The 13,739-nt window shown below is 60.1% G+C and carries 8 protein-coding genes and 1 pseudogene; 4 read left to right on the top strand and 5 right to left on the bottom strand.

The features are described from left to right. Window positions 1-12: 12 nt before the first annotated feature. From PCPL58_RS15705 to PCPL58_RS15690, 4 genes are all read right to left on the bottom strand, one after another. Window positions 13-768 carry an SDR family oxidoreductase gene (locus PCPL58_RS15705; protein ID WP_003434013.1) on the bottom strand — a complete coding sequence of 252 codons (756 nt, stop codon included), beginning with the start codon at window positions 766-768 and terminating at the stop codon, window positions 13-15. A gap of 208 nt (window positions 769-976) precedes the next feature. After that, a complete protein-coding gene (locus tag PCPL58_RS15700) occupies window positions 977-1,987 on the bottom strand; it encodes a substrate-binding domain-containing protein (RefSeq protein ID WP_065349854.1) in 1,011 nt (336 codons plus the stop codon). A gap of 43 nt (window positions 1,988-2,030) precedes the next feature. Next, complete coding sequence (locus tag PCPL58_RS15695) at window positions 2,031-3,008, bottom strand: ABC transporter permease (RefSeq protein WP_003369589.1); 978 nt, start codon at window positions 3,006-3,008, stop codon at window positions 2,031-2,033. Continuing rightward, window positions 3,005-4,492 (bottom strand): sugar ABC transporter ATP-binding protein, encoded by a 1,488-nt coding sequence (locus tag PCPL58_RS15690; protein WP_065349853.1) that lies wholly within the window; start codon window positions 4,490-4,492, stop codon window positions 3,005-3,007. Before PCPL58_RS15690 ends, PCPL58_RS15695 begins: the two co-directional genes overlap by 4 nt. A gap of 278 nt (window positions 4,493-4,770) precedes the next feature. Between PCPL58_RS15690 and rpiB the strand changes: the two genes are divergently transcribed. From rpiB to PCPL58_RS15675, 3 genes are all read left to right on the top strand, one after another. Next, window positions 4,771-5,232, top strand: coding sequence for a ribose 5-phosphate isomerase B (rpiB, locus tag PCPL58_RS15685; protein ID WP_024659734.1), 462 nt, complete (start codon window positions 4,771-4,773; stop codon window positions 5,230-5,232). A 67-nt stretch (window positions 5,233-5,299) separates the two neighbouring features. Continuing rightward, entirely contained in the window at window positions 5,300-6,280 is a 981-nt protein-coding gene (locus PCPL58_RS15680) for a sugar-binding transcriptional regulator (RefSeq protein WP_065349852.1), read from the top strand. A 69-nt stretch (window positions 6,281-6,349) separates the two neighbouring features. Beyond that, the gene (locus PCPL58_RS15675; protein WP_065349851.1) at window positions 6,350-8,725 is read left to right on the top strand and encodes a glucose/quinate/shikimate family membrane-bound PQQ-dependent dehydrogenase; all 2,376 of its coding nucleotides are present in this window, start codon (window positions 6,350-6,352) and stop codon (window positions 8,723-8,725) included. Between the two features lie 89 nt (window positions 8,726-8,814). Here PCPL58_RS15675 and PCPL58_RS15670 read toward each other — a convergent pair whose 3' ends face one another. Next, complete coding sequence (locus tag PCPL58_RS15670; RefSeq protein ID WP_003369600.1) at window positions 8,815-9,588, bottom strand: helix-turn-helix transcriptional regulator; 774 nt, start codon at window positions 9,586-9,588, stop codon at window positions 8,815-8,817. A 289-nt stretch (window positions 9,589-9,877) separates the two neighbouring features. On the opposite strand from PCPL58_RS15670, the pseudogene PCPL58_RS32695 reads away from it, so the two are divergent. Then, window positions 9,878-13,672, top strand: a pseudogene (locus PCPL58_RS32695) (non-ribosomal peptide synthetase); the annotation flags it as partial. Window positions 13,673-13,739: the final 67 nt, after the last annotated feature.

Raw genomic sequence — 13,739 nt, 5'->3', positions numbered from 1 at the left:
ACAGAAAATGAATTACTGGATGCTGTAGCCGCCGTCGATCACTACGTTTTCGCCGGTGATCATGCTGGCGGCGTCGCTGAGCAGGTACAGGGCCAGCCCGGCTATTTCCTCCGGCTGGGCGAAGCGGCCTGCCGGGATCTGCGTTTTGGCCCGTTCTCCGACTTCGCCCGCCCAGGCTTTTTTGCCCAGCGCGGTCTCGACGATGGTGGGCGAGATGGCGTTGACGTTGATGTGCGGCGCCCACTCCATGGCCAGGACTTTGGTCATGCCGACCACTGCGGCCTTGCTCGCGCAGTAGGCGACGTGCCTATCCAGGCCAATGACCGCGGCCTGCGAGGCAAGGTTGACGATGCGTCCGCTGCCTTGGCCGAGCATGTGTCGCGCACAGGCCTGGGCGACGAAGAAACTGGCCTTGAGGTTGATGTCCAGCGTCGTGTCCCAGGCCTCTTCGCTGACGTCGACAGCCTTGTCCAGCAGGGCGACCCCGGCACTGTTGACCAGATAATCGATACGTTTGAAATGCTCGAAGACGCTGTCGATGGTGCTGTTGACCTGATCGATCCGGCGCAGGTCGACGGCAATACCGAGGTGCCCGCTGCCCAGGCCGGCGGCAACCTCGGCCACTGCCGGGTCACGGTCCAGCAGTGCGACCCGTGCGCCGCGTGCGACCAGCAGGCTGGCACAGGCAAGGCCAATCCCGGCTGCTCCGCCGGTGATGACCGCACAACGGCCATTGAGATCGAACGCCTTGTTCCAGAATTCAGACATGAAGATGACTCCTGTAGCGCTGTTTTTTTGAAGATTCAAACACGTTAGCTTTTGATTCTGTCCGAAGGCCGTGGGAGCGAACTTGTTCGCGAAGAGGCCGGTATGACCGCCGAAAATGCGTCGTTTGAAATACCGTCTTCGCGAACAAACGAAGCGTCGCCCGGTTCGCTCCCACGCCCTTCGGGCAGAAGCGGGAATCTCAGAGCGGTTACTTGCCGCCGCTGACCTGCTTGTACAGCGCGTCGGCGTTGGCATCGGTGACTGGCACCCACGGCAGGATGTAGTTCTTGTCGGTGCCATCGCCCCATTTGACGTCCTTGGCATAGCGCTCCCAGATCACTGACTGCGGCTTGTAATCCTTCCCGGCCAGGGTGCGAAGCGCGACATCGAGGGCACCCTGGGACTGGGCCTGGGCGTCTTGCAGGAAGGTCGTGATTTCGTTTTTCTTCGCCGCCTGGATGGCGTCATGCATGCCGTCAATGGAGGTGATCGGCACATCGGCAGGCTTCAGATTGCGGGATTTCACCGCTTGCAGGGCGCCGAGAGCCATGTCGTCGTTTTGCGAAATGATCCCGGAAATGCCGCCGTTCTGATGCGCGTTGAGCCAGTCTTCAGTCAGGGTCTGGGCTTCGGCCCGGGACCAGTTGGCGGTCTTCTTCTCGATGATCTTCATGTCCGGGTGTTTGCTCAGGACCTCCAGTTCGCCTTTTTCCCGATCAATTTGCGCCGATTGGCCAATCGGTCCCTGGATGATCACCACATTGCCTTTGCCCTTGAGCTTGTCGACCATGGCCTGCGCCTGCAGCCGACCACCCTCGACATCGTCGTTGCCGACATAAGGCACCTTGTTGCCGGCAACCCGGGTGTTCGACGCGATGACCGGAATGTCGTTTTCCATTGCCCTGGCCACAGTGCCGACGCCGGCTTTGGTGTCGATGGGCACGAAAATGATCGCATCGTAATGCTGGGTGATCATGGTCTCTATTTGATTGTTCTGGGTCAGCGCATCGTAGTTACCGTCGAACACGGTGATTTTCACGGTGCCATCCTTGACCGCCGGATGCTCCTTGAGCTCACGCACCCAGTTCTGCATGAACTGGCCCTTGAGGCCATACACCGCCGCGCCGATCTTGTAGGTCTTGCCATCGGCGGCCATGGAGATACTGCTGGCAAGCAGGGAGAACGCCGCGACCGCGGCCAGGGATGTACCGAATTTCATGATGAGAACCTCGTTATTGTTGTAGTCAGTCGTTCATGCCGGTTTAGCGTTTTTTCTTGCGCCACACATCAATCAACACTGCAAACACGATGATCAGGCCCTTGGCGACCTGCTGGTAATAGGAGGACACGCCGAGCAGGTTCAGGCCGTTGTTGATTACGCCGATCAGCAGTGCGCCGAACAGCGTGCCGACGATGCTGCCGGTGCCTCCGGACAGACTGGTGCCGCCGATGACCACTGCTGCGATGGCGTCCAGCTCGTAGGACATGCCAGCCTGGGGCAGGGCGGAGGTGGTTCTGGCGGACAGCACTACGCCTGCCAGTCCGGCGAGCAGCCCGGAAACCACGTACACCGAAAACATCACCTTGCGTACGCCGATACCGGAGGTGCGTGCGCTCTTTTCGTTGCCGCCGACGGCGTACACGTAACGGCCGTAGGTGGTGTAGCGCAGTACCATCCAGAAAATCAGCGCGACCACCGCGAAGATAATGATCGGCACACCAATCGGGCCGACGCGGCCGATACCCAGCGCCAGGTATTCTTCGGGCAGGTCGGTCACCGGGCTGCCGTCGTTGAGGATGAAGGTCATGCCGCGGGCGATACTGAGCATGCCCAGGGTGGCTACAAACGGTGGAATCGAAAGATTGGCAACCATGAAGCCATTGACCACGCCGAGCATGGCGCCGGCGAACATGCCTGCACTGACTGCTGCCAGCAAACCATAGCCCTGGGTGGCGACCAAGGCGCTGCACAATCCAGCGAACGCCAGAATCGAACCGACCGAAAGGTCGATGCCCTTGGTCAGGATCACGTAGGTCATGCCGACCGCGAGAATGCCGTTGATCGAGGTCTGGCGCAGGATGTCCATCCAGTTGCGCCAGGTCATGAAATATTCGCTGGCAAACGCCAGTACCAGGCACAACAGAATGAACACCAGCGGCAGCCCGAAACGGTCGAGAGACAGGCGCAGGCGGCTGCGTGGAGACGTGGAGGCTGGGGCAATGATGGTTTTGGCATTCATGAGGCAAGACTCAACAGGACTTCCTGGGAAAGATCGGCATCGCTGCTGATAGTCACCAGCCTGCCACCCTTTAACACGGCGATTCGGTCACTCAGGCGCAGCAGTTCCGGCGCTTCCGAAGAGACCACGATGGCGGCTCCGCCAGCGCGTACGAACTGATCCAGCAGGTGATAGATTTCCTGCTTGGCACCTTCGTCGATGCCCCGGGTCGGCTCGTCGCAGAGCAGGCACACCGGTTCGGTCGACAGGCATTTGGCGAGGACGACCTTCTGTTGGTTGCCGCCGCTCATCGACGCGACGGGCAGATCCAGCGACGTCGTCTTGATCTGCAGGCGCTTGACCATGTCTTCGGCCAACTTGTGTTCCTTGCGGGCATCGATCAGCGACCAGTTCGACAGCTGCCGGTAAGCCGACAGCGCGATGTTGGACAGGATGCTGCCACTGAGTACCAGGCCGCTGTCCTTGCGGTCTTCGGTAACCAGTGAGACGCCCGCGCGAATGGTCGCCTTGGGCAGTCCGACCGGCATTGGCTTGCCTTGCAGGGTGACGCTGCCGGCGTCAGGGGTGGTCAGGCCGTACAGGCAGTTGAGGAACTCGCTGCGACCCGAGCCCATCAGCCCGTAAATACCGAGAATTTCGCCGTGACGCACCTGCAGGCTGATGTCTTCGAACTCGCCGTTGCGGCTCAGGCCCTCGACCTTCAGGCAGCATTCGACCGCGCATTCGCGGCCGACCTTGTGATCTATACGCTGCAATTCCTGGCCGACGATGCCGCGCACCAGGTGTGCCCGGTCGATATCGGCCATGCGTCCACTTTCGACAAAGGCGCCGTCGCGAAAGATGCTGTAATCGTCGGCAATCTGTGCCAGTTCGCTGAGGCGGTGGGAAACATAGATGATGCCCGCGCCCCGGGCGGCAAGCCGACGGATGGCCTTGAACAGTGTTTGCGCCTCACGCTCGCCGATGGCCGAAGTGGGCTCGTCCATGATCATTACCGAACAGTCATGGCTGAAGGCCTTGGCGATTTCCACCAGTTGTATCTGCGCCACACTCAGCAAATGCATGGGGCTGGTGGCGTCGACGTCGAATTCCAGTTCGTCCAGCAGTGCACGGGTGCGTCGGTTCAGTTCCTTGCTGTCGACAATGCACCCGGCCCGACGCGGCTCGCGGCCCAGCCAGATGTTCTCGGCGACGGTCATGAAGGGGATGGGTTCCAGCTCTTGGGTGATCATCGCAATCCCGGCTGCCAGGGCATCGCCGGGGCGACTGAACTGCACTGGCTCGCCGTTGAGCAGGATGATCCCGGCATCACGTTGGGTGATGCCCATCAGAATGCTCAGAAAAGTGGACTTGCCCGCGCCATTGCCGCCGCACAGGGCGTGCACGCTTCCGGCTCGCAATGAGAGACGCCCGTCACGCAGGGCGGGGATGCCAGCGTAAGCCTTGGTGACGTGTTCAGCCTGGAGCAGTAATGGCTTGGCCATTGGCGTGTCCTCGTGCTGTGAATTCTTATTAGGTGCTGATGCGTTGCTCAGTGAGCATATGTGTACCAAATGAAATTCTGATCAGTCAATCTGTTTCCTGTAAAAGTTTTCAAGTGTCCGCTTAAAGGTAATCCTGCGGCAGTTCTGAGCTTTTGTTCAGGATTCGTTGGAAAACTTGCTTGACAGAACCAGGCTAATGTTTCAGAAATGACTGATCAGAATTTCACCGATTGAACATTTGGTCAGATAATAAGACCTCGGCAGCGGAGCCTGATGCCATGAACACACCTTTCCCGGTGGCTATCGGATGTGATGAAGCGGGTTATGAACTCAAGGAATTGTTGAAGCGCCATATCGAGTCGCTGGGTTATCCGGTGACCGATTTCGGTACTCATTCCACGGCACCGGTGCTTTACCCGGACATCGCCCTGGCCGTGGCCACAGCCATTAATGCCGGGCAGCAGCGGCTTGGCGTGCTGGTCTGCGGGACCGGAATAGGCATGGCCATCTCCGCCAACAAGGTCTTCGGCATTCGTGCGGCCCAGGCCCACGACACCTATTCGGCTGAGCGGGCGCGCAAGAGCAACGATGCGCAAATTCTTTCCATCGGTGCACGGGTGATCGGCGCGGAACTGGCGAAAAGCATCGTCAAATCGTTCCTGGAGTCGGAGTTCGAAGCCGCGCGCTCCGGCGCCAAGGTCGAGCGCATCAACGCGATAGAGCGTGACGGGCATCAATAGTCAGTGGACGGGACAGGGCGGGAGTAGGGAGAATGTGCCTTTGACGCCGAAACGGAAGCCCGTCCACATGAGTGACAGTACCCAGCGCATGGCCAGCGACATCGATCTGATGACTGAAGTCGCGATGCTCTATTACCTTGAGAACATCACTCAGGAAGCCATCGCCAAACGCTTTGACCTGTCGCGCGCAAAAGTCAGCCGACTGCTCAAACGCGCACGCGATGAAGGGATTGTCGAAGTACGGGTGCTGCAGCACCCGGCGATGAACAATGAGCTGGAACTGGCGCTGGTCGAACGGTTTCAGCTGGACAGGGCGTTGATTGCAGTCGACCACAGTGACCCGGATACTCAGCGCTCGGCGGTCGCCAGTCTGGTTGCCAACTACCTCAACAAGACCCTTGGTGACGGCATGATCGTCGCTGTGGGCATGGGCCGCAATGTGGGTGCGGTCGCGGACAACGTGTTCCTGCCGGTGACGCGCAACTGCACATTTGTCTGTGCTATTGGCGGCTCGCTCAAGGCGGGCGAGTACATGAACCCCGACCACATTTGCCGCCGTCTGGCGCTGCGGTTCGGTGGCGAAAGCGAAAGCCTGTACGCTCCGGCGCTGGTCGCCAACCCTGAGTTGCGCAGTATTCTGATCAGCAACGACACTGTGCGCTCGACGCTTGACCGTGCACGGCGTGCCGACATGGCGCTGATCGGCATTGGTGACATGAGCGAAAACAGCAACATGGTGCGCATGGGCTGGTTCTCTCCGCAGGAAATCGCTCAGGCCAGGCTGTCCGGCACGGTGGGCGACATGATGGGCTATGACTTCATCGACATTCACGGCCAGCCTGCGGTCAATGCCATACAGGGCAGGGTAATCGGCCTTACCGTGCAGGAATTGTTTCGTATCCCCGATGTAGTGGCCATTGCCAGCGAAAACACCAAGGCCGCCGCCACGCTGGGCGCCTTGCGTTCAGGCGTGATCAACACCCTGGCAACCACCGTCACCAACGCCCACACCATCCTTGCCCTGGATGACGCGACACGCAAAAACTGACACTACGGACGAAATCCGTGGTCGAAAGTGTCGCGGCGCAAGATTGAATAACAATAAAGGGCAAGGAAGATGATTCTCAAAGTGACCGGTATCGTGATCGAGATACTCAGCCTCATTCTGCTGTTCATGGGCGCGCAATTGGTGGCTGCTGGCGGTTCACCGGCCTACTCGGTGATTGCCCTGGGTTTGCTGGCCACAGCAACCCTGGTATTCCTGAAAAGAAAATCGGCGCTTACCCTGTATGCCGTGATGATGTGGGGGATTCTGATCTGGATCATCTACGAAGTCGGCCTCGACAAATGGCAGTGGATTCCTCGCGGCGATCTGTTTGCACTGATCGGCCTTTGGCTGGCCATGCCTTGGGTAGTGCGGCCGCTCTATCAGGCGCGCTCAAGTACCGATAACCGTCGTTTTCACCCGTTGCTTGGCGGAACGCTTGGCGCAATGCTGCTGATCGTGATTGCGCTGATGTTTCACGATCCGTACCCGCAGCAGGGGAGGATCGACAACGTGGCGACCACCCGCAGCGCCGACTCGGCAGGCAGTGATTGGGCCGCGTATGGCGGAAGCAACGCGGGCCAGCGTTTCTCCAGCCTCGATCAGATCACCCCGGACAACGTCGGCAAGCTGTCGGTGGCCTGGGAATACCACACCGGCGACCTGCGTGACGAGGACAAGGACGCCGGTGAGTACACCTTTGAAGCCACGCCGCTCAAGATCAACGATCGGGTGTACGTGTGCACGCCTCATAACGAAGTGCATGCACTGAACCCGCAGACCGGGCAACTGGCCTGGAAATACACCCCCGAGAAAAAACGCTCGTACCTGCAGCAGCACCAGACCTGCCGCGGCGTCAGCTACTATTCTGCGGCCTCCAGCCCGATTGGCCAGCCACAACAGCCTGCTCAATGCGCCAAACGCATCATTACCGCCACCGCAGACGCCAGACTGGTAGCGCTTGATGCCGACACCGGCAACCTGTGCAGCGACTTCGGCAGCGGCGGTGTGATCGACTTGAGCGTCAACATGGGCACCGTCCGCCCGCACGCGCTCATGCAGACCTCCGCGCCACTGATTGCGGGCGAACTGATCGTGATCGGCAGTTCGATCATGGATAACGGTTATAACGACGGCAACCCGTCCGGGGTGATTCGCGCCTACGACGTCATCACTGGCAGGCTGGTGTGGAATTTCGATCCGCAAAATCCGAAAAACACCCAACCCATAGCGGCTGACCAGAGCTATCCGCAGGACACGCCGGTCGCCTGGGCAACCCTGAGCGCCGATGTCAAAAACGGTCTGGTGTACGTCCCGTTCGGCAACGCTTCGCCCGACGAAACCGGCACTCGGCGTAACCCTGACAGCAATACCGAGCAGTTTCGCGATGCGCTGGTGGCTCTTGACCTGAAAACCGGTGCGCTGCGCTGGAGATTCCAGACTTCGAACAACGACCTCTGGGATCGCGATAACCCATCACAGCCCTCACTGCTGGACCTGGGAAAGGACGGCAACCGCCAGCCCGCGGTGGTATTGCCGACCAAAGTCGGCAATATTTTCGTGCTTGACCGACTGACTGGCGAGCCGATCGTGCCTGTCGATCAGGTCAGTGTGCGCACCGAGGGTGGTGTCGACGGCGAGCGCTTTGCACCCACCCAGCCGGTCTCGCGACTTAACTTCATTCCTCCCGTACTGACCGAGAAGTCCATGTGGGGGGTTACGCCTTTTGACCAGATGGCTTGCCGGATCGCCTACAACACACTTCGTTATGACGGCAATCCGTGGACACCGGCCACCGAGTCGGGATCATTGATCCATCCCGGCAACATAGGCGTGTTCAACTGGGGCTCGGTGGCCGTCGATCCTGACCGCCAAGTGCTGATCGCCGCACCGGTGCGTCTGGCGTATGTCTACAACCTAATCAAGCGCCCCGAGCAGGCCCAGGAAAAACGTCTGTTCACTCAGGAAGGCAAACCCTACTGGAACGAGAACTTCGACGGTGACTATGCCATCCGTATTTCCAGATTCGCCTCGAGCCTTGGCATCCCGTGCACAGCGCCACCGTGGGGAACCATGGCCGGGGTCGATCTCACAACCGGCAAGACCCAATGGATGCGCCGGGTCGGCACGACCAAAAACCTCAAGACCAGCTTCATGCAGGAGCGTTTCCCGGTTGGCTTTCCAATGGGCATGGTCGCCCATGGCGGTCCGATGGTGACAGCAGGCGGATTGGCCTTTCACGGTGCAACGGCGGATAACTTTTTCCGCGCCTATGACGTCAATAATGGCGAAGTGCTCTGGGAGCATGAGTTGCCCGCAGGCGGACAATCCATTCCTTCGACGTATACCGGCAACGACGGCAAGCAGTACGTGGTCATTGCTGCCGGCGGTCACGGATCGCTCGGTACGACATTGGGCGACAGCGTGATTGCCTTTCGGATTGATTGAAGGCAGAGGCGTATGCGCGAGAAGGGCCTCTAATGGCCCTTTTTTCGTGGGGCGTATCGCTGCCGGTCAGGCACCAGAACATGCGAGCTTCAATCACCCGCCATCCAGCGTGCCAGACCATGTCGTCCGCTGACGCCCAGTTTGGCGGTAGCGCGCTTGAGGTAGGTCTCCACCGAACTGTTCTTGACCTTGAGGCGCTGTGCCATTTCAGCCACGGTGCCGCCGGTCAGCAAGCCCAGGCAGACTTCCTGCTCGCGTGCTGAAAGTGTGACCGAGTCCTGTGCCAGCCTGCCACTGAAGGCCTGATCCAGCGAACCAGGTTCCGGCTCGAGCCGCGCGGCGTTGCTGCTGGACTGAGCAAGACTCTGTGCGTGATGCTCGACCAGTGGCAGCAGCGTGTCGGAGAGACTCTTGAGCAAGGACAGCTCAGTCAGGGAAAACGCCCGCAGCGCGGTCAGCCGATAAAAGCAGATGATCAGTCGACGTTCACCGTGGCTGGACACCAGATTGCACTGGTGGGTGTTGTGCTGAGGGTGTTGCGCGCTCAGCGGGGTCCTGAGCTGGACAAGCAGCGGGTCCTGCATGTTCAGAATGCTCGAGAGCAGAGGATGGCCGGTGTCCTCGCTGTGGGGAGGATCATGCTGCAGGCCCGCGCTGCCCAGCAGATTGATACGACTGATACTGCTCTCGCGCAGGTCCAGCGTCCATTCACTGAGGCCAAGCCCGTGAATGGGCACCAGCGAATCCACCAATTGCAGCATGTGCCCGGCAAAAGTGTCGTCGCCTGTACTGGATACCAGCTTGGCCAGTTGCAGATAAAAGCGTGGGTCGTCGTTGTACTCGAAATGTTGCGCCGTGTTCATCTTGAGCTTTCCTGATTCCGACCGCGCAAAGACGGACCATGTCGACTGCTGCGCGGCAACTACTGATTGCACTTACTGATAAGCCTGATGATGGCACTTGGTCTTTGGGTATTCAGCCTAAGCTTTCATCCTGCGTCTGTAACAAAAAACAGGGACAGGATTGCAATCCGCCGAAAGTGTATCTGCGCTGGCATTTGGCCGTACGGCACTGTCCGGGTTTAAGGGGCCATACACAGCTGGGACGGCAGTGCTTAATCCGCTGCCTACCTGCCAAGAAGGACCTTGAGTCATGCTCGCCTCCAGCGCCGCAACATTCCCATTGACCGCTGCTCAGCGCGACGTCTGGCTTGATCAGATCAGCCGCGGTGACTCTCCGCTTTATAACATTGGCGGCTATCTGCAACTGTCCGGAGCGGTTGACCCGACAACCCTGCACAAGGCGCTGGAGCAACTGGTTGGTGCACATGAGGCGCTGCGCACGGTGCTGATGCCGGGTGCCGGAGCGGATGGCGTGCCGCTTCAGACTTATGCGGCCTCCATGCCGGTGTCACTGCCATTTTACGACCTCGGCAGCCACCCCGAGCCGGAGCAGGCAGCGCGAGCACTGATCAACGACAGCATGCGCCGCCCGTACGTGCTCGACGGCAGCCCGCTACTCGACTTTTGCCTCATCCGTCTGGCGGATGATCGCCACTGGCTGGCAGGCCAGGCCCACCACCTGATTCTCGATGGCTGGGGTTTCGCACAGTTGTTCAAGTCCCTGGGCGAGCTTTACAGCGCATTGATGGCAGGTAAAGACCTCGAACTGGTTGCACCGGGGTACAGCGACTTCATTGCAGACGATGCCCGGTATCAGGCATCAGAACGCTATTCGCTGGACAGGGCCTATTGGCTGGAGAAATACCGCGATTTGCCGGAGCCGTTGCTGGTGTCGCGCTATCACAACCGCCGGGCGACTGACCCGGCGCCGTCCCATGCCTGGGTGCAGCCGCTTCCCGGCACCTTACATGCGCGCATGAAACAATTTGCCGAGCACCACAACGCCTCTGCGTTTCATGTACTGCTGGCGGTTCTGCATGTCTATTTCACGCGCACTGCGCAACGCGACGAGTGGATTGTCGGGCTGCCGCTGCTCAACCGCAGCGGCGCGCGCTTCAAGGCGACGCTGGGTCACTTCGCTCAGGTCAGTGCCGTGCGCATGGCTTTCGACGACGGGCTGGACTTCGCTGCCTTGGTGGTCGAGGTGCGTGACGCACTGAAACGTGACTTCCGTCATCAGCGCTTCCCCTTGAGCGAGCTCAATCGCAGCCTCGAATTGTCGCGTGAGGGACGGGCGCAACTGTTCGAAGTTTCGGTGTCCTACGAGCTGGAGGACCACGGTTACTGCTACACCGATGCGCAGGCGCGGACGGTAAAAGTGTCCAATGGTTACGAGGCGACGCCGCTGGCCATCCACTTGCGCAGCAACAGTTGCAACGACGGTGCCTCGCTGCACCTGGTTCACCACCGTGCCTGGATCGATGACGACGAGGCCTCGGCGATTGCCGGACGCTTGCTGCACGTTCTGGAACAGGGGCTGGAAAACCCGGCTCTGAAGATTCAGGACTTCCACCTGTCTGCACCTGCCGAGCAATTGCAACTGCAGACCTGGAATCAGACTGAAACGGCTGTGGGCGACGAGCAACTGATTCATCGACGCATCGAACAGCAGGCCCGTACTCGCCCCTATGCCGTGGCGGCGATATTCCAGGGGTAACACCTGACCTACGCGCAACTCAACCGGCAGGCCAATGCCCTGGCTCAGCGTCTGATCTACCAGGGCGTACGCCCTGACGATCGCGTGGCAATCGTTTCGCGCCGTGGCCTGGAAACCCTGGTAGGGCTTTTGGCCATCCTCAAGGCGGGGGCGGCTTATGTGCCCATCGACCCGTCGCACCCGCGTGAACGCCTGCATTATCTGCTCAGTGACAGCGCGCCGGTGGTGGTGCTGACCCTGTCTTCGCTGATCGAGCGTCTGCCGCCGCTGGCAATGCCGCTGATTGAGCTGGACCATTGCACCGGCGGCCAGGGTGCCGAGAATAATCCGCAGGTAGCGGGGCTGGGCAGCGACAATCTGATCTACGTCATTTACACATCCGGCTCCACAGGCCAGCCCAAAGGCGTGATGGTAGAGCATCGAACCCTGGCCAATCTGGTTGACTGGCACTGTCAGGCTTTCGATGTGAAGGCGGGCAGTCATACTTCTTGCCTGGCCGGCTTCGGTTTTGACGCGATGGCCTGGGAGGTCTGGCCGACCCTGTGTGCTGGTGCAACCCTGCATCTGGCGCCGGTCCAGGACGGTGGTGAGGACATTGAAGCCATGCTCGACTGGTGGCGCGCGCAACCGCTGGACGTGAGCTTTCTTCCCACCCCGGTGGCCGAGTACGCCTTCAGCCAGAATCAGGACCATCCGACCTTGCGTACGCTGCTGATCGGCGGCGATCGTCTGCGCCAGTTCACTCACAACCGCCGTTATGCCGTGGTCAACAACTATGGTCCGACCGAAACCACCGTTGTCGCCACCTCCGGTCAGGTGCAGGCCAATGGCGCGCTGCACATTGGCGGCCCCATCGCCAACACCCGTGTTTACGTACTCGACAAGCACTTGCAAGCGATGCCCGTCGGAGTACCCGGTGAGCTTTACATTGGCGGTGAGGGTGTTGCGCGGGGCTATCTGAACCAGCCGCAACTCACCGACGAGCGCTTTGTTGCCGACCCGTTCAGCGATGTCGCGCAGGCACGCATGTACCGTAGTGGCGATCTTGTACGCTGGAACGGCGACGGGACTCTGGATTACCTGGGCCGTAACGACGACCAGGTGAAGATTCGAGGCATGCGCATCGAGCTGGGCGAAATCGAGTCGGTGCTGGCCAGTCTGGACGGTGTGAAAGACGCAGTCGTGCTGGTTCGCGATCTCCATCTGCTTGCCTGGTTCACCGAAACCGCCACGGTCGACACCGACACGCTGTCAGCGGCAATGCGCGTACGTCTGCCGGGCTACATGGTGCCGCGCGCCTTTACCCGGCTGGCGTCGCTGCCATTGACGGCCAACGGCAAACTTGACCGTCGTGCGCTGCCCGATCCCGACCCGGCGTACCTGCTCGGCAACGCTTATGAAGCACCACAGGGCGAAGTGGAAATCGCCATGGCGGCCATCTGGGCACAAGTGCTGGGCATCGAGCGCGTAGGGCGGCACGACAACTTTTTCGAACTGGGCGGCCATTCACTGCTGGCCGTCAGTCTGGTAGAGCAACTGCGCAAGGCCGGACTCAAGGCGGATGTGCATGTGCTGCTCAGCCAGCCGACACTGGCCGCTCTGGCGGCATCTCAGACGGACGTCAACACCTTCAAAGTGCCGGCAAACCTTATTCCGGCAGGCTGCAAGCAGATCACTCCGGGCATGTTGAGTCTGGTGGCGCTCGAACAGTCAGCCATTGACCGCATCGTCGCCAGCGTACCGGGCGGTGCTGCCAATGTGCAGGATATCTACCCGCTGGCACCGCTGCAGGAAGGCATTCTCTATCACCACCTGATCGCAGAGCACGGCGATACCTATCTGCTGCAATGGCGCCTGGCGTTCGACACGCCGGAGCGCCTGTACAGTTGGGCCGCGGCCTTGCAGGAGGTTATCGACCGCCACGATATCCTGCGCACCTCAGTGGTATGGCAAGGCCTGGAAAGCCCGCAACAGGTGGTCTGGCGCAATGCCGAGCTGACGGTACAAGCCATCGAGTTCGAGGCCGAAGACCCCGAAACGGCTGTCATCGACCGTCTGCAATGCCAGTTCGACGCTCGTCATCATCGACTGGATCTGACCCAGGCCCCCTTGATGCGTCTGGTGCATGCCCAGCAATCGTCGAGCGGCGAAACCGTCGCCATTCTGCTCTTTCACCACTTGGTGCTGGATAACACGGCGATGGAGATCGTCAGCCGCGAGATGCAAGCGTTGCTGTTCGGCCACCGCTATGACTTGAAAACGCCAGTGCCGTATCGCAACTACGTCGCGCAAGTACGCCTGGCCAATGATGAGGCAAGCCACACAGCGTTTTTCACTGAAATGCTCGGTGACGTCGATGAGCCAACCCTGCCTTTTGGCATACAGGACGTACACG

The sequence above is a fragment of the Pseudomonas cerasi genome, assembly GCF_900074915.1.
Taxonomy (GTDB): Bacteria; Pseudomonadota; Gammaproteobacteria; order Pseudomonadales; family Pseudomonadaceae; genus Aquipseudomonas; species Aquipseudomonas cerasi.
This window is presented reverse-complemented; position numbering and strand designations above follow the sequence as displayed.

Bases quoted from the DNA above. Each gene is read 5' to 3' on its own strand.
- PCPL58_RS15705 (WP_003434013.1), bottom strand. From the start codon at position 768: ATGTCTGAATTCTGGAACAAGGCGTTCGATCTCAATGGCCGTTGTGCG.
- PCPL58_RS15695 (WP_003369589.1), bottom strand. From the start codon at position 3,008: ATGAATGCCAAAACCATCATTGCCCCAGCCTCCACGTCTCCACGCAGC.
- PCPL58_RS15700 (WP_065349854.1), bottom strand. From the start codon at position 1,987: ATGAAATTCGGTACATCCCTGGCCGCGGTCGCGGCGTTCTCCCTGCTT.
- PCPL58_RS15680 (WP_065349852.1), top strand. From the start codon at position 5,300: ATGAGTGACAGTACCCAGCGCATGGCCAGCGACATCGATCTGATGACT.
- PCPL58_RS15675 (WP_065349851.1), top strand. From the start codon at position 6,350: ATGATTCTCAAAGTGACCGGTATCGTGATCGAGATACTCAGCCTCATT.
- PCPL58_RS15690 (WP_065349853.1), bottom strand. From the start codon at position 4,492: ATGGCCAAGCCATTACTGCTCCAGGCTGAACACGTCACCAAGGCTTAC.
- PCPL58_RS15670 (WP_003369600.1), bottom strand. From the start codon at position 9,588: ATGAACACGGCGCAACATTTCGAGTACAACGACGACCCACGCTTTTAT.
- rpiB (WP_024659734.1), top strand. From the start codon at position 4,771: ATGAACACACCTTTCCCGGTGGCTATCGGATGTGATGAAGCGGGTTAT.